The 17,066-nt window shown below is 54.2% G+C and carries 10 protein-coding genes; 6 read left to right on the forward strand and 4 right to left on the reverse strand.

Annotation, left to right across the window (positions count from 1 at the left end):
- The first annotated feature begins 48 nt into the window (after positions 1-48).
- Complete coding sequence (locus tag AABA21_RS24205) at positions 49-1,350, forward strand: metallophosphoesterase family protein (protein WP_338254241.1); 1,302 nt, start codon at positions 49-51, stop codon at positions 1,348-1,350.
- A gap of 63 nt (positions 1,351-1,413) precedes the next feature.
- Positions 1,414-5,316: an AAA family ATPase gene (locus AABA21_RS24210; RefSeq protein WP_338254242.1), complete on the forward strand. Its 3,903-nt coding sequence runs from the start codon at positions 1,414-1,416 to the stop codon at positions 5,314-5,316.
- A gap of 111 nt (positions 5,317-5,427) precedes the next feature.
- Here the strand turns inward: AABA21_RS24210 and murJ are convergent, their stop codons facing one another.
- Positions 5,428-7,695, reverse strand: coding sequence for a murein biosynthesis integral membrane protein MurJ (gene murJ, locus AABA21_RS24215; RefSeq protein ID WP_338254243.1), 2,268 nt, complete (start codon positions 7,693-7,695; stop codon positions 5,428-5,430).
- Between the two features lie 191 nt (positions 7,696-7,886).
- Positions 7,887-8,375 carry a hypothetical protein gene (locus tag AABA21_RS24220; RefSeq protein ID WP_338254244.1) on the reverse strand — a complete coding sequence of 163 codons (489 nt, stop codon included), beginning with the start codon at positions 8,373-8,375 and terminating at the stop codon, positions 7,887-7,889.
- Between the two features lie 207 nt (positions 8,376-8,582).
- Between AABA21_RS24220 and AABA21_RS24225 the strand changes: the two genes are divergently transcribed.
- Entirely contained in the window at positions 8,583-9,290 is a 708-nt protein-coding gene (locus tag AABA21_RS24225; RefSeq protein ID WP_338254245.1) for a hypothetical protein, read from the forward strand.
- Here AABA21_RS24225 and AABA21_RS24230 read toward each other — a convergent pair.
- Entirely contained in the window at positions 9,247-9,801 is a 555-nt protein-coding gene (locus AABA21_RS24230; protein ID WP_338254247.1) for a PadR family transcriptional regulator, read from the reverse strand. The genes AABA21_RS24225 and AABA21_RS24230 overlap by 44 nt on opposite strands.
- Before the next feature lie 310 nt (positions 9,802-10,111).
- Between AABA21_RS24230 and AABA21_RS24235 the strand changes: the two genes are divergently transcribed.
- The gene (locus AABA21_RS24235; RefSeq protein WP_338254248.1) at positions 10,112-11,542 is read left to right on the forward strand and encodes a LuxR C-terminal-related transcriptional regulator; all 1,431 of its coding nucleotides are present in this window, start codon (positions 10,112-10,114) and stop codon (positions 11,540-11,542) included.
- A gap of 60 nt (positions 11,543-11,602) precedes the next feature.
- Here the strand turns inward: AABA21_RS24235 and AABA21_RS24240 are convergent, their stop codons facing one another.
- Entirely contained in the window at positions 11,603-12,838 is a 1,236-nt protein-coding gene (locus AABA21_RS24240; RefSeq protein ID WP_338254249.1) for a glucosaminidase domain-containing protein, read from the reverse strand.
- Positions 12,839-13,692: 854 nt separating this feature from the next.
- On the opposite strand from AABA21_RS24240, the gene AABA21_RS24245 reads away from it, so the two are divergent.
- Complete coding sequence (locus AABA21_RS24245; RefSeq protein WP_338254250.1) at positions 13,693-14,283, forward strand: zinc ribbon domain-containing protein; 591 nt, start codon at positions 13,693-13,695, stop codon at positions 14,281-14,283.
- 753 nt (positions 14,284-15,036) lie between these two features.
- Positions 15,037-17,031, forward strand: a complete 1,995-nt coding sequence (gene gyrB / locus AABA21_RS24250) for a DNA topoisomerase (ATP-hydrolyzing) subunit B (protein ID WP_338254251.1) — start codon at positions 15,037-15,039, stop codon at positions 17,029-17,031.
- Positions 17,032-17,066: the final 35 nt, after the last annotated feature.

The following is a 17,066-nucleotide window of genomic DNA, read 5'->3' on the forward strand; positions in this document are numbered from 1 at the left end:
CGTTGGAGTAGCTTGCTTCTCTAGTCAGCCAACAAGGAAGTGGTCCCGATGGGAGACGATATTTTGAAACAAGATTCGAAACCAGATGCGATGCCTGAGCAGCAGCAGCGCGAGGGTGTGGTTACGGTGGTGCTGACGGCGGATAACCATCTGGGTTACACGGGGTTTGGGCAACATCCTCGTAAGCGTGAGGAGCGTCAACAGCGCTTGCGCCATGCGTTTCAGCAGGCGACAGATTTCGCGATCGTGCAGGGCGTCGATTTATTTATACAGGCGGGCGATCTGTTTGATTCGGCGACTCCCGATGAGCGGGACCGCAGTTTTGTGGCGGAGCGCCTGGCCCAGTTGAAGCAGGCCGGTGTGCAGACCTTTGCGCTGGGTGGCGTGCATGATACCCCGGCTACCTCTCAGTCTCTTCTGGGCGGCGATACAACCCCTGCTCCTCAGATGAGCTATGCTCGCCTGGGCGCGCTCCACTATCTCCCTCCGGTCCAGAAGAGTGACTCGGCGCAGCTTGAACCTGTGCTTGTCGATGTTCGAGGCACAACGGTTGGTATCTGCGGCCTGGGTGTGCTGGCCGGCCAGGTGGGCGATCCAATGGCTAATATGCAGGTGAACCTGGAGATTGAGCGCGCCGATATTCCTTTGCTGATTCTGCATGCCCCTGTTGAGGGTTTGACGGTTGGCTCTTCTCTCCTTGATACGCGCGCGGCCGTGACACAGCAGAGCATTCGTGAACAGAGCATTTTTTCTTATATTCTTGCTGGCTATCATCATAGCCATCATCGTCTGCAGGTCGGCCAGAGCGAAGTGATTGTGGCCGGGGCGACCCAGTATATCGATTTTAGTACGCCCGATCAGGCGCCCGGCTTCGTATTTCTTGGACTGGCGGCCGATGGTGTGCGCTGGTGCAATCATATTAGCGTCGATACCCTGTCTATGCATAGCCTGGATATTTCAACCGCAGAGCTCTGGCCGGATGAGGCGACGACCTCTCCCACCGAGATTATGCTGGAGCGCCTGCGCCCTCTCTGTCAGGATGACGCTATGATCCTGTTGCGCCTCCAGGGAGAACTGACACGCGGCGCGTATCATGAGCTTGACCTGAATCAAATCCGTCGCTATGGAGAAGAGCATTGCTTTGCTCTGGCTATCGATGATAGCGCCCTTTCTGTTTTAAATGAGGATGCCCCGGTCTCCGTCGAGGCTGGTGAACGCCTCTCCTTGCGCGAGGAGCTATCTTCGCTGGTCGATGAGTGGATCTCTTCCGCTACTGCCGATGAGCAGCAGGCTTTGCGCTTCACGAAAGAGGAATTATTGTTGGCGATAGATGAGATGAAAAGTAGGTAGTAGCTGCGATGGTTGCTATCCATTTGCGCCCATCAGTCTGGCACTGGCGAACGGAGTAGACCCATGATAATTCTAAAGCATGTAACGATTGAGCGGTTCAGGCTTTTGCGCTCTATGAACCTGCATTTCCCTCAACGCGGTAGTATTTTGATCCAGGGCCCCAATGAGGCTGGCAAGTCTGCCCTCATTGAAAGTTTGTATTTCGCATTGTATGGTGAACCCCTGACCTCTCGACGTGATCATCGTTCCCTTGATGACCTGATTTCGTACGGCGCTAGCAGCGCGGTTGTGACCCTGGCCCTTTCGGCGGGCACGGCCGAACTGACGATCGCTCGTACCATCGAGCGTGGCAAGGGCCAGTCGGCCTCTTTGTTGATCCAACAACTGGGAATGCCTGATGAGCCGCCGATCACCGATCTGGCGGCGGTGAATGCACGCATCATCTCTGAACTTGGTAACCTCGACGGCACAACGCTGCGCGAGTCCGGCCTGGTTGAGCAGAAGGGCCTGACCCTGCTGGAGTCTATCTCTGGTTCGGCTCGTGAGAAGACGATCCGTAATTTGCTGGGATTGGATGCGGCAACCACTCTGTCTGAACAGTTCCAGGTGAAGCCGGAGGATGAGGAGCGGCTGCATGCATGCTCTGAACGGCTCGCTCTGGCTGAGATCCAGGCTCGCATCCCACAGCTTCAGGAGCAGATCGGCCAGTTTGAGGTGGCCCTCGACGCGGTTCAAGTTAATGAGTATCTGGCCGATATCGATCAGCAGGAGGCCGATATCATTGAGCTGGAGCAGAGCCTGGAGCAGATCCATGACCGGCGCCTCGATCTGAGAAGCCAGCAGGGACGCGTTCAGCAGCTGAAGCGGGCCGATGTTACCCTGGCTGAGATTATTGCTTCCTACGATGATATCGCTGAGGCGCGCCGCGAGTTGCCGTCTCTTGAGCAGCGTATCGCCGAGCTGGAGCGCCGTGAGCACGAAGAGTTGCCACTGGTTGAGAAGCGTGTGAGTGATCTGGCCGAGCTGACGCGCTCTTTCGGTACTCTACAGCGTATGTCGAACGATCTGCTGACGGCTGTGGATTCCATTAAAGAGCTGGAAGAGGATGTCCAAAAATATCAGGAGACCAATCTGCACCTGCGTACCCTTGATGAGCGGATCAATCAGGCCCAGACGCGCCTGGCGAATACACAGAAGAGCCTCCAGACGATGGAGGAGCAGCGACGTGCCCGGCGTCCTCAGTTGGAGGAACGCTTGCAGCGTTTGCAGTTCCTGTCCGAGCGCCTGCAGCATCTGCGCCAGCTCGAAGAGGGCTATACGCGCCGCGTTTCTAGCCGGGAAGCGGCGGAAGAGAATGAGACCCGGCTGCAAAAGATTATTGAGGATCTCAATGATGCCGATCAGGAGCTGGAACTGGCGCAATATGAGGCGCGGCAGGCTCAGCAACAGAGCGATACCGTGGAGAAGTCCTGGCGCCAGCTGCGTATCCGTCAGCAGGTGGAGGAGTGGCACCGCTTAAAGGGTCTGGCACAGGGACTGACACAGGCTGAGCAGCATGTCCATCAGGCCCGCCAGCAACAGGAGGGCGTGACCAAACAGCGATTGGCTACACGCGATACCGCCCACAAATATATGTTTGTCATGGGGGGCTGCGTCCTGGGTATTATCATCTGTTTGATCTTAGCCCTCTTGATGCTGACCAGCAATTTTGTGGTGTCGATCATCGCTGTGGTTGTGATGCTGCTGTTGATTGTTCCCGCCTACCTGAGCTATCAGCGCTACCAGAAGATCCGCCAGGAGGAAAATGCCTTTAAGGTGCAAGAGCAGGAGGCCATCAGCCGCGTACAGAAGATGGTGGCCGCCCGCGAGGCTGCTGTGCGTATGGTTGGCGATGAGGAGGCCCTGAGCCAGGTTGAGCAGGAGATCACTTCTCTCGGCGGCTCAGTCCCACCAAGCCTGGAGGAGGCCCAGCTGTTCCTGGATGGCACACGCGATCAGGGCGACCTGGCCGAGGCCCAGCGGAAGAAGGACTCGAAGCTCGAAGAGCTGAACGCTGCCCGTGATCGTGTCAAGAAGAAACAGGCGGCTATAGATAACTTGCACCAGGAGCGCTCACGCCTGGAAGATACCCGCAAGCGCGAGCAATGGGATAATATTGAGGAGAACCTGCAGAAAGATCAGGTCGCCGTTGAGCTGATGCATCAGGAGATTACCTTGCTGGCCGGCCAGGAGAATCTGCCCATGCCGAGCATCAATGCTCGCATTCAGGCCAGCCCGCTTCCTCCTTCTCAACCCTCCTTTGTTTCCGGCTCCCTGGCCCCGGTGATCCCTGAGGAAGACATTTCTGGCGTTCCCGATCTCGAGGGTATGGTCGCTAGCACTATCAAGGCGACCGAACATGAGATCGCTTCACTGGATGGCAAGCTTGACGTGGTGAGCGAGCTGGCTCGTCAGACTAGGGCCAATCAGGATAGCCTGGATGCTTTGATCGAGAGCAAGCGCACCCTTGAGGATCGCAATGCTCGCTTTAAAGGTAATCCACCCGATATGCAGATTGAGCGGGCCCGCGAGCAGCAGGTGGCCCTGAGCAGCGCCCTGCAGTCCCTGAAGGACTCTTTGCGCCAGCGGGTCAAACCTTTAGGCGTGCGCTTCGGACAGGCTGAGGTTGGCAGCGCTGAGACCGCCGCTCGCCGCCAGCTTGAAGAGCTAAACATTACACTGGGCAATAAGATTATGCTCCAGGAAAGCCATGCTCGCTATACCGCGTTGCTGCGTGAGCGCCAGGAGTCCCTGTCGGAGCATTACAAGCAGCTGGCCAAATTTAGTAATACCCTGGGAAGCTGGATCGTCCCCCTGAACCCATTTGCCGAGGCTCTGGTGGCTCTGCGCAACCGCTGCCAGAAGGAGCTGCACGAGGCCAATGAGGAGCAAATCTTGCGCGATCTGACCTCTTTGCAGGAACAGGAGCAGGCGTCTCTCGCCAGGATAGAGCTGTGCCGACAGGAGATTCGTGGCGATCAGGCTTCGATCTCTAACCTGCTGGCCGCCCATGAACTTGAACAGCCCGCTGGTTATGCGCGCCGCGACCTACTGGCTGCCTGGCCTTTGCTGGAGCAGCATCCAGCCGAAGATCGTCAGCGTCTTGAGGACGATACCGCCGCCCATCAGCAGGAGTTGCAGGATTTGCACGAGCAGGCCGAGACCCTGGCTGAGAAGCTCCAGATCGGCGAGGAGACGCTGGACCTTGAGCAGGCACGCGCGCAGATGGAGCAGGAGGAGCGCTCTTACCAGATCAAGAAACATGGTCATCGTCTGCTGCAGGAGGCGGAGCAGCGGCTCCTGCGCAAGGTCCAGCCGCGCACAGAGTATTACATGCAGCAGATTCTCCCCCTGCTGACCGGTGGTCGTTATCACGATGTGCATCTAACGACCCAGTCAGAAGAGGGAGCCGTTAGCGGCGGACCATTCCAGATCGAGGTCTGGGATAGTGGCGCTGGTAAGTATCTACCTACCTCCGCCCTCTCGGGTGGCGCGGCCGATCTGCTCTCCTTGTCTTTGCGCCTGGCCTTTGCCATCGCCACGCTGCCTGGAGACCTGAATGTCGCCCCGGGCTTTGTCCTGCTGGATGAGCCATTGAGCTCCTTCGATCGTGGTCGTGCCCAGGCCCTGGTCGACGTCATCACAGGTGACCTCATGAGCCAGCACTTTGAGCAGATCATCCTGCTCTCACACAGCAGCGCTTTCGATCCCGCCATGTTCCCTTATCACATCTACATGGATAATGGTTTTGTGCTGGATAGCAACCTGCCGATCGTCGCCATGGACACCGTCCCACAAACCCTGACCAGCACCGATAGCCTGCCCTTTACACCCGTCCCCGAGGACTTCGATGATGACGAAGACGATGACGACGACAAAACCGCCATCGTAGCCGCCATCAAATTACCTTCCCCCAACAAAAAATAATAATAGGCACAATACAACATGGATGGACCGGTGGCCTCGGCCACCGGTCCATCCATGTTGTATTGTGCCTATTTCATGCCCCCCATCCATAGGTTCGGACCTCGCGTCCGATTAAAGAATCCACGATAATTTAAAACGATCCAACAACCGTCGGATCGGCCTCATCTCCTCGATGCCGAAGAAGCGCGCCAGGCGCAGGTAGACGATGGTACCAATAAAGAGCTCGATCCCCAGCTTGATGATCGCTATCCCTATTTCGGTGACACCGGTGAACATAAAGCGATTGACGTCGGTCGTGTTCAAGGCCGCGTCCAGCAGCGCCCTGCTGACAAAGACGGCTATACTCATGCCGGCGGTGGCTGCCAGTACACGCAGCGCAAAGATGCCCAGCGAGCGTTCGGTCAGTCCCTGCACCCGGTAGTGCAGCAGTAGAAAGAGGGCGATGGCTTCCAGCGCACTGGCGATGGTGGTGGAGAGAGCCAGCGAGCTCATGCCCCAGAAGACCCCTCCGATGACCGTGAAGGGTGTGATCAGGATCAGGCTTAAAGCGATTTTGAGGATAAACTGCCCTATGCTGATGATCACCGGCGTCTTGCTGTCCCTCATGGCATAGAATGAGCGGGTCAGGATCTCGATGGTGGCGAACGCTGGCAGACCCAGCGCGAACATGTTCAGGGCCAGCACGGTGGCGTTGGCCTTGTCCAGCGTGAAGTGGCCGTCCTTATCTATGATATAGCTCCCGTGGGCGAGCAGCGCCTGTACGATCGGCAGCCCCAGCAGTATTAATCCGAGACAGGAGGGGATGGAGAGGAAGAGGATACCGCGCAGAGTCTCCAGAATCAGGCCGCGTACCTTGTCCATCTTGCCGTGCGTGACGTATTCGGCCAGCGTTGGAAAGGTGGCGGTGGCCAGGGCCATCCCAAAGACGCCCAGCGGCAATTGCATCAACTGCATCGCCTGGATGGATTCTGTTTTGAGGCCATTGATGATATCGCTGTCTACGTGAACCAGCCCCAGCCGCCCGATCAGAAAACTATCAACAAAGACCGATGAAGAGAGCATGGCCGCGTTAAAGATGCGCGGCAGCATCTGGCGCCCGATCTGAATGACGGCCGGGTTGCGCCAGTCCAGCGATGGTTTGAAGTGCATGCCGACCCCGGCCAGGCCCGGTAGCTGTATACCCACCTGGATCATGGCGCCCAGGATAATGCCTACGCTGGCCGAGTAAACGGCGAACTGTGGATTGCCATGGCCGGTAATCTTGAGGATGAGGCCGGGCGTGAGCCCGATGATCGATCCCGCGTTATACAGTACGGTCCCGATCGCCGGTAGAAAGAAGTTCTGGCGCGCATTCAGGACGGCGTTGGTAATCGAGCCCGCCCCCAGGATAATTGACTGTAGGAGCATGATGCGTACCAGGGTGACGATGATCGGGATGGTCGCGGCGCGGTCCGGCGTGGTTGGTGGATTGTATAGTGGGACGATCTTGTCGGCGAAGATGGCGGCCAGGATCGCCAGGACGACCATGACCAGGGTGGCGAGTGTCAGTGAGGCGTTGGCGATATGCCAGGCCGACTTTTCATCTTTGTCTTTGCTCATGTAGCGGGTGAATACCGGGATAAATGCCGAGCTCAGCGCCCCGCCCGCTACGATGTTGAAGATGGTGTCTGGTATCGTGAAGGCCTGGTAGAAGGCGTCTGAAAAGATCGTCGCTCCCAGCACGTAGGCCGTGATACTGGTTTTGACCAGCCCCAGGACGCGGCTGGCGATGAATGATCCACTTAAGATAAAGGTCGCCTGTCCTACCTTTATCTTATTCAACATCCCGCTGTCTTGCTTGAACGCCTCTTCGTCCGCCGCGATCTCGGCTACTGCTTCCATCTCTTGAATGTCGTGTGCCAGTTCGTCGGCGGTCGCTACACTCTGCGGATCCCGCAGGGAGTAGAGCGGCTTTGACTCGCTCAGACGTGGCTTTCTAAATGTGCTGGTGATGTCCTGTTTGCTGTGCAGTTGTTGGCGTGTGCGCTGATACAATCGCTGCTGTAGACTGGTCATGCGTAGCTGCGATACCGGCTGCGATGGTTGCGGTGCGTCGAAGTATTGATATTCCATGCCCTGACCATATCCGAGCGAGGTTCCCATATCTTCAATGGCTTCCTGATAATTGGGGGGCATGGTCGTCTGGCTCCAGGATGTCTGCGCATGGGCAATGGGCGATGTTTCTGGGGGCGGCTGCAATACAGGCGTATCTTCGTACAGTGAACGAGTGGTTTTTTTGACTGCTGGTAACTGCTGGGAATTTTGCAACTTACCGGTAGGGTTGCCCTGACCGGTCGATTGGTGGGGAGGTAACGAAGGCGGTTGTCGTTCGTTTTCCATTTATTTTTCTGCTTCTATGTCTTTAGCAACACATGGAAAGCCCTGCTCGAACTGACGTGAAGCTCCCGTAGCATCGCTATTCTATCCTGGAGAATGCTTTATGGCGAAGCATAACACATCATTGTGCTTTCTGCTATCATACTCTACAGTAATAGCACTATTTGGCCCGGCCCCGGACGGCCGCTGCCCATTTATTGGAAGATGGAGCGTATAGAGCGCCACGCGCTGGGCGTGCCATTTTTGACCGCAGGACACCAGCCGGGCTCACCGAAGAGCAGATTCGGATCCCACTTGGGATTCTTGCTATAGAAGCAGTAGCGAATCTGCCAATGTTGACCTACCTTCTTTTTCTCATAACAGGCTGTCTCGATTCCAAGGTGGAACGCCAGCAACTGTGCATAATAGACCTGAAGATTATACTCCATCGCATCTGTGTCAAGCTCGTGTTCTGTAAACGACATCTGTAGGTCAAAACTATAGGGATAATCCCTGACTTCTGGATCTCGCTCCTCTTCGGCAGTTTTATGAATAAGTACCAGCATGCCCAGCATGTCAAATTGGCAGTAGGGCTCTTCGGCAGAAGAATCCAGTGTGAATGGGGGTAGCGATAAGAGGTCGCGTATCTCCGTAGCAAGTTGTTGTAATGATTTGTCGGTCTTGATACAGATTTGAGATGACATAGGGCCCCTCCTTGCGGGTACGGGAGGTTTGGTTTATGTAAATATCTGATCTTCATCTTACCCCTGATGAGTAGAGGTGTCAAGCCATATGATTGCGATAAAGAGGAATGTTTAAAAGTTTTACTATATTTCCTCTCTACTTGCATTCACGTCTTTTGCTTGATATACTGTTCATATTATATCTGATTAGGAGTGAATACGTCCTCCATGGCTACTACGCGCCGCGTTTCTCGGTCCCGCTCTCTTTCACCGGCTCCGCCTCCGCTTCAGTCGGAACCTGTTATCCATGGCGACCTGCCTGTGCTGAAACATTGGCTGATGCACTATTGGCAGAAATTGGGCCTCGCCCATGCTGAATTGCCGGCGCTGGCACTGACACAGGATCGACAGGAATATATGCGCTGGACCGGTAAGCGGCTCAATACGATGGCGCTCGGCTGCTATTGTTATATTCCTGCTCCCTCAGCGCGTGCGCGTACTTGCGCACCGACGACCGGCGCGCAGCAGCATCGCCACTTGATCTTCATTGAGCCCGCGATGCAGGCAAAGTCGATCGAGGTGACGGTCGCTCATGAATTGATCCACCTGTCGGATCGCGTTCAGGGGACGCCACGCCGCCATCACCATCATGGCTACGATTCGATCGCGGCCGATGAGGCTGCGATTACCGGTTATGCCGTTGAAGATCTGCGTGCCCTGTTGCACGAGGAGAGCGCTACACGAGAGCGTGCCCGTCGCGAGCGCCGCCCCATTCGCTACATCTACCAGTGTCCCGGCTGTGGTAAACAGTATCCTCGCACCCGTCGCTATTCTCAAGCCGTTTCATGTAGTAGCTGCGACAAGGTCTACAACCCTCGCTATTGCCTCTATCTCATGTCAAAACCCGATGTTGTATCCCCTTCTGAAGCTCGCTGAGCCACTCCAGGAGGGCCTGCGTCTGATAGATGCGGCTGCTCAGCACAACCTGGTCAAGAAACGCGGCATCATCGGGCTGCAGCGTAGTCGTTTGCTGCCTGGTTTTCAGATGCTGCAAGAAGCTCTGGCAGGCCTTAATCTGCTGCTCTACGAGCGCCCCCAGTTGCGTGGGCTGCAGACGCTGCACAAAGTAGAGCTTGATCAAAAACAGGATGCGTATATCACGTGGCTTCTCCACCGGCTGCTTGATCCACTGGTGAAATACCTCGTGTCCCGCTGTCGTTAGCCGGAAAATCTTGCGCGGAGGACGTGTACCCTGCGACTCAACCTCAGCTTCAATATAATGCAGCCGTTCCAACTTCTTCAGAAAAGCATACATCTGGCTCATTTCAAGGTGGATAATCTGCCCCAGCGTCCCCCCTTCAATAAGCTGAAACATCTCATAGCCATGCATCGAACGCGTAGTAAGCAGCCCCAATATCACATATTCAGCCGGTTCACTGATTTGCATCTTCACATCCCTCTGATTGAGCGTCTAAATCCCCACCATTATAATGCACCCTCCCCCCCCGAACAATCCCTTCGGCTGACGATAACGCCCCGATACGTTCGGACCTCGTGTCCGATTTCCTCTCGACGCACGATCATCTCCCCCCTCATACGTTCGGACCTCGCGTCCGATTTCCCCTCGACGCATGATCACCTCCCTTGAATCCGGACCCCGCGCCCGATTGGAAATATATTTCTCCCTGGTACAGTTTATACCTATGTATGGGGAGGTTGTTATACAATGGATGGGTGGCTACAAAGAGAGGTTTCACATGAGTACGTATCCTCATGATCAATTAATACATACATTGAGCGCGCTCCTGATTGAGCTGCATAGCCTGCAGCTACTGGCGAAATCCAATGAGGCTGGAGACGATCCTTCTGCTGATCTGCGGGCCATGCGCGCGGGCATGGACGAGCTGGAAGCGCTGGCTCGCGAAGCCCTGACCATCGTGCGTTCCTCGTTTGAAGATGAGCCAGTGCCTGAGCTGGATGGCGTGGAGTTGACCGAGGCGCTCTCGCGTGCCGTTGAAGAGACGGCGGAGCGGCTGCATCTGGCGAGCCGCACCTCATTTTCTGGCGTCGATGAGCAGAATCACCCCCTTGGACAGACTCTTCCTCCTGAGGCTGCACGTATGCTTTATCGGGTTGTGCGTGAGGCTCTCTATCAGGTGCCTCGGCACGGCGATGCCCGGCGTCTGCGCTTCACCTTTAACTATCGCCAGGACGATGTGCAGGTGAGCGTGGAGGACGATGGCATCCTCGGCAATCATGATATGGCGGGCGATGCGCAGCCGGACCGCGCGTCCCCCCTGTTTGATGGATCCCTATCCGAACCACAAACCCTCTGGACCCCCGTCTGGCAGGAACTGCGTTCTCGTGTAGAACAGTGGGGTGGCACCCTTCAACTCGAGCAGATGGAGGAGCGTGGGGTACGTGTGCGCGTCAACCTTCCTTATCTCTCCACTTCCCCAACGCTCCTAGAAGCCTCTCAAGGGCTCACTGATCCCTCTGCAAAGATTTCTGAGCAACTTCTGGTCAGCGAGGATGCCGCGACGCCTGAGCGCGTTACAGTGTTAATTGTAGATGGCCTGGCAGTGACAAGGGCTGGACTTCACCGGTTGTTGGAGTCCTATCCGGGTCTATCGGTGGTGGGCGAGGCGGTAGATGGTGTTCAGGCCGTGAGCGAGACTCTGGAGCTGGGCCCCCAGGTCGTTTTGATGGATACGCAACTGCCCAATGGACAAAGCCTTGAGGCTCTGCGCCAGATCAAGCAGCTTAACCTCGATACCCGCGTCCTGCTTCTGGCGACGCAGGACCGTGAGGAGTACCTCTATGAAACCTTGCGCGCCGGGGCGGATGGCTTTGTGTTAAAGGATATCGCCCCCGATGAGTTGGTTCAGGCGGTACGGACCGTGGCTCGTGGTGAGATGCTGGTGCAGTCGCAGCTGGCCGGTCGCCTCCTCTCCCGCTTTGGACGCCAGGGACGTGGTGGCGCGCCCTACGAGACCTTGACCGTCCGCGAACTGGAGGTTCTGCGCCTGTTGGCCCGTGGAATGCGCAACAAAGAGATCGCCGCCCGCCTCTTCGTCAGTGAGCGTACCGTCAACTTTCACCTCGCCAACATCTACCAGAAACTGGGCGTCTCCGGCCGCACCGAAGCCCTCAGCAAAGCCCTTGAGCAGGGATTGGTGACTACATAAAAAAGCTCTGGCTGGCAGGTTGCACGCAACCTGCCAGCCAGAGCTTTTTCGTTCTCTTTTTTATGAAACAAAGATTACACCTGAACGCCAGGTATCAATAGCACGCTTCAGAGAATTAATATAAGCCTGCTCATCATTATGATCGGCGGTCGGCGCGTACATCGGGATAATCGTATCTACCGTGTCGCGTCCACTTTGGACGACATAGAGATTGTGAATCAGCGAGTACCAGGTTTTGAAGCCATCTTCCCAACTGGCCATCTGGGCGTAACCGCCGCGGTCCTGGTCAACGCAGGCATGATCGGGAATGCAGCGCAGGTTTCCTAGTGATAAGGTCGCACGTGCCTCTCCCATTGTGCCAAAAGAGCTTTCATGCATGAAAAAGGCGAGCGCAAAAGCTGGATCGATATTATATTGTATACCGAGATCGTAGAGGGCCTGCCCCTTGCCCGCGGCTGGCGAATGATATGCTGCCAGCACCTTATTAATAAATGCGGGTGTAATGGTGGGCTTGCCTATCACAGCATAGGGGCCGGTAGAATGTTTGATAACCGCTGGCTTAATCGGGGCCGGCGTCGCCTTTTGCCAGTCCTGTGCCTGTGAACCACCCACCTGGATGTTATACGTTTGCCCCCCTCCAAACAGGTTTACCGTGTTAACACGCTGAAACATGCCCGCTGAAATTAGTACAAGCAGGGAAACAATGGCAAAGATAAAGCAGATCAGCCAGGGATGCAACCAGGATTTATGCTTTTCCAGGTGTTTGATTGGAGGTCTGGGATCGCGGGTGATCGCGCCATCAATGTCTACCGTACGATTAATTTTGGTTGCCGGGAGTATTCTGGTGTTATTAGTTGTGGTCAGACCTTCCAGCACACGCGTGGTATTCGGGCTCTGTGGTTCGGCCGGCAGTATCTGTGTGGTATTAGGAGTCCTGATAGCGGGAAGACTCTTCGTACTGGTGATATTGGCTGTATTGCGGGCGATATTGCTAGTGGTTCTGGTGGTAGCGCCACCGGTGATTCTGGTAGTAGTGCCACCGGTGATTCTGGTAGTAGTGCCACCCGTTGTTCTAACGCTATCAATCCTGGCAGTTTTCCGGGTTGGACGTTCAGTCTGCACTGGAGGTCGTGTAGATGTGCTTTCGCGACTGAAGGTCAATGCTTCGGCTTGTGATATTCCATCATCATCGGCGTTTTCCGCCGATAAATCTCTGGTTGCGCGTGCCGGGACTGTTGAACGAACTTCGGTAGTCGTCTGAACCCTGGGCTTTTTGGCGTAGCTCCCACTCGCCATGAACGTGACCTCCTTCAATAGGTACGAAAATTTGTTCTAGAACCTTTGTTCTAATTATAGCACACCTATACAATCTTCCCGCCCGGCAGCTTTTATGCACCTTGACACATAGAAATACAGCTAGTTACAAACTATAATATCACCCTAAAAGCAGCTAAAGAATAAGAAATTAGTCCTGTTTGCAAGAACTAGATTAGAATTTGCCTTACCATATAAAACGAAAACCTTGTAAACGCTATAAAAAAAACATTACTTTTTTAATAACGGACAAAACTCAATAATAGTTGTAGTTACATCCGAATAGGTTTATTTGTGAGCGACCCGCACTCACAAATAAACCTATTCGCAGCCCTGTGTTTATTTTTATTGATGACCGATAAGAAAGGATAATGATAGCCTTTCTACTATCTACCTAAGTAGATAACCTGTCTCTTTTTTTCCTGATTCGTGTGTATTATGTATAGTAGAGTAGAGGAAAGGTGTCACAACTTCGGTGGGTTTAAGCGTTATTAGTTATTGTGATACCTGTCATCGCTGTAGTGTTTGTGTGCGTACATGCTAGCGGCGTTGCAACATTTGCTACCAAACGGGGATACACCGTTGGGATATTGGTCCTGTCGTAAGTGCAGAAAACATGACGAATCTCCCTGTAGGGTTGCGGATAGAGGAAATTCATGGCACACTTGCTGATAAATATTTCAGCAATTCGTATCGCATAGTCCTAGGTTGTCATCATGGGACATTGTAGAACGTTGTAAATTGCAGTGTATGGAATCTAAAAAACGAAGTGAGCACACACCAGCCTGTGCTTTAAAAGTTTATGAATTTTCTATTCTGAAAGGGGCGTTTGTCCTGTGAACTTTTCATTGGTGCTACTGGCGACTAGCCCTAAGGCATCGTCGTCGCCGGATATAATGGGAACCATCCAGGGTCTGCTCGGGCCTATGATTGGCTGTCTGGTCATGTTTCTGGTGATTTTTTCCCTCAGTTTGATTATCTGGACTTTCCGCGATATTCGTGCGCGTACGCAAGATTTCGTGTCCCAGATTCTGGCTACCGTGCTTGTCGCCCTTTTTAATGTGGGTGGCTTATTTATCTACCTGATCTTGCGTCCTCGTCAGACTCTGGCGGAAATCTATGAGCGCCAGTTAGAAGAAGAGTCTCTGCTCGCGGAGATGACGGAGCGTCAGACGTGTACGAACTGTCACGCGCGCGTTGAATCCGATTTCCAGGTCTGCCCCTCTTGTGGTCAGAAGTTGAAACGTTCTTGCCCCAAATGCGAGCGCTTGCTTGAGCTGCGCTGGACGTATTGTCCTTACTGCGCCAATAATGTTGGCAGTGCGCCAATGCCCGGAAGTATGTCTGGCATTTCGATGCAGGGTGTTCCTCCCAGCTCCTCTTTACAGGGCAATCCCAGTATGCCGGTTAGTGGTAACCGCTATTGATGCGAAGCTGAAAATGCCGCTTCAGCGTGGCCTGGGCTCTCTTCCTTTTTCTCTTGTGATGAGGAATAGAGGAGAGAGCTCACCAGTTGAAGGTTTTTTCTCCCTCTCTATTTCCACTTTTCTCCCCTGTATTTAGAACCTCTATATAGTCTGCCTTTTCATGTGCTTTTGGATGGCCTGAAATGGCTCATGTCGCCTTCTTACCTGAGCTTGTACGTTCATCCTATCTGCTTTGTTTGTGAGGTGAAATGTGATATAATGAGGGGACGAAATGTGGCATTATTCGTTACCGCATTTTGACTAATCTGTCAAAATGATTTTCATATTCATATTAAGTAGGCAAGTCTCCGCAAAGAAAAAGCTTCTTAGCACGTCTGTATATGCTATTAGTGTGTGCAGTATTTATCGTGTAACCCCATTTGGAGCTGATTTTGTGTGAGGCGAATTGTATCCCTGTGAGAGGAAACTTGTCCAGAGCGATGCGATCTTTTGCCCATGCATTCAGCGTTACTGGTGCCTTTTTCCGCATGCTGAATCGTCCGCAAGATCGGTTGGGCTCTAGCCATAATGGTCCCCGTGATGAGACGGTTATATCTGGCACAATTGCTTGTCCTTAATGTATGCCATTCAATCGTATGAGCTCTGCCGCGCGTGCGCGGTGTTCGCGATTGTTTTTGATAGTGTGTGGCCCACGCCTCTTTGGCAGGGTTTCTTATTGGAGTGTTTTTGATGGCGAAGACGAGAGAATCGATAATGTCAGAGCAACTCCCTGATGATTATGATGGTGCTCTACTCACTGAACAACAAAATACGAGTGGGAATGGTGAGGGGAAAGTGAACGACAATGTTAATAGTTATAGCGGACAGAATATTCAGATTCTCGAAGGCTTAGAGGCCGTCCGGGTACGTCCTGGTATGTACATCGGCGCTACTGATCAGCGTGGACTGCATCATCTCATTACTGAGGTCGTCGACAATAGCGTTGACGAGGTGATGGCCGGCTATGCCGATACGGTGAAGGTGACGATACATGCCGATGAATCTGTCACCATCGAAGACAATGGACGTGGTATCCCTGTTGATGAGCACCATCAGCGTCCCGGTATGTCTACCCTTGAGGTTGTGATGACTGTGTTGCATGCTGGTGGTAAGTTTGGCGGTGGCGGCTACCAGATCAGTAGTGGTCTGCACGGCGTGGGCGTTTCGGTGGTAAATGCGCTCTCCGAGTGGTGTCAGGTTGATGTCAAACATGATGGGCATATCTATCGCCAGCGCTATGAGAAGGGGGTTCCGATTACTCGTCTGGAGAAAGTCGGGACGACCGAGGGGACGGGTACGATTACGACGTTCCTGCCTGATCTTTCTGTGATGGAGACCCGTGATTATAACTTTGATGTCCTGGCTCAGCGTTTCCGCGAGATGGCGTACCTGAATCGTGGATTGACGATCGTCCTGATTGATGAGCGCACCGATCGGGAGGCGACGTTCTACTTTGAGGGTGGCTTGATCTCTTTTGTACGCTACCTGAATAAGAATCGCAATACCTTGCAGTCTCGACCCGTGAGCATCCGCCGTGAGATCGACAACATCAAGGTTGAGGTCGCTTTCCAGTATAATGATAGTTGGTCCCCGACGGAATATTCGTTCGCCAATGGTATCAATACTGTTGATGGCGGTATGCATATTACCGGTTTCCGTAGCGCTCTGACGCGTACCCTCAATGATTACGCCCGTAAGGCTAATCTGCTTAAAGAGAAAGATGGCAATCTGACCGGCGACGATGTGCGTCAGGGTCTGACGGCCGTGGTCAGCGTGAAGATCCCCAATCCTCAGTTTGAGGCCCAGACGAAGTCGAAGCTGAATAACGCCGATGTTCGTCCTGTGGTTGAGATGGTGACTGCTGAGGTTCTGAATCAATACCTGGAGACAACGCCGAGCGAGGCCAAGACCATCATCGATAAGTGTTTGATGTCCGCCAGGGCCCGTGAGGCGGCTCGTGCGGCTCGCGACCTGATCCAGCGTAAGAATGCGTTGGATAATACGTTGCCGGGCAAACTGGCCGACTGTAGTGAGCGGCGCGCCGATCGCTGTGAACTGTACCTGGTTGAGGGTGATTCCGCGGGTGGCTCGGCCAAGCAGGGCCGTGACCGCCACTTCCAGGCAATCCTGCCTCTGCGCGGTAAGATCCTGAATGTGGAGCGTGTTGGCCTGGATACGGTGCTCAAGAGTGAGGAGATCAAGAATATCATTACCGCCATCGGCGTGGGTATCGATGAGCATTTCAACATGGCTCGCCTGCGCTATGGTCGCATCGTCATTATGTGCGACGCTGACGTTGACGGCGCCCACATTCGTACCCTGCTGCTGACCTTCTTCTATCGCCATATGCAGCAGTTGATTACCGATGGTCACCTCTTCATCGCGCAGCCTCCCCTCTTCCACGTGAAGATGGGCAAAAACGCGCGCTACGTCTATACCCCTGAGGAGCGCGATCAGCTGATCCAGGAGTATAGCGCCGCCCATAACGGTAGAGAGCCAGAGGTTGGACGCTTTAAAGGTCTTGGTGAGATGAACCCGGAGACGCTCTGGGACACCACGATGGACCCCGATAAGCGCACCATCTTGAAAGTGAACATCGATGAAGCCGTTGAGGCCGACAAGGTCTTTAGCATGCTGATGGGCAGCGAAGTTATGCCCCGCAAGCGCTTCATCGAGAGCCACGCCAGGAGCGCCAACCTCGATGTCTAGGCGTTCCAGTCATTAATAATAAAACGAGCGGCGTC

The sequence above is a fragment of the Dictyobacter halimunensis genome, from assembly GCF_036245075.1.

Bases quoted from the DNA above. Each gene is read 5' to 3' on its own strand.
- AABA21_RS24205 (WP_338254241.1), top strand. From the start codon at position 49: ATGGGAGACGATATTTTGAAACAAGATTCGAAACCAGATGCGATGCCT.
- AABA21_RS24210 (WP_338254242.1), top strand. From the start codon at position 1,414: ATGATAATTCTAAAGCATGTAACGATTGAGCGGTTCAGGCTTTTGCGC.
- murJ (WP_338254243.1), bottom strand. From the start codon at position 7,695: ATGGAAAACGAACGACAACCGCCTTCGTTACCTCCCCACCAATCGACC.
- AABA21_RS24220 (WP_338254244.1), bottom strand. From the start codon at position 8,375: ATGTCATCTCAAATCTGTATCAAGACCGACAAATCATTACAACAACTT.
- AABA21_RS24225 (WP_338254245.1), top strand. From the start codon at position 8,583: ATGGCTACTACGCGCCGCGTTTCTCGGTCCCGCTCTCTTTCACCGGCT.
- AABA21_RS24230 (WP_338254247.1), bottom strand. From the start codon at position 9,801: ATGCAAATCAGTGAACCGGCTGAATATGTGATATTGGGGCTGCTTACT.
- AABA21_RS24235 (WP_338254248.1), top strand. From the start codon at position 10,112: ATGAGTACGTATCCTCATGATCAATTAATACATACATTGAGCGCGCTC.
- AABA21_RS24240 (WP_338254249.1), bottom strand. From the start codon at position 12,838: ATGGCGAGTGGGAGCTACGCCAAAAAGCCCAGGGTTCAGACGACTACC.
- gyrB (WP_338254251.1), top strand. From the start codon at position 15,037: ATGTCAGAGCAACTCCCTGATGATTATGATGGTGCTCTACTCACTGAA.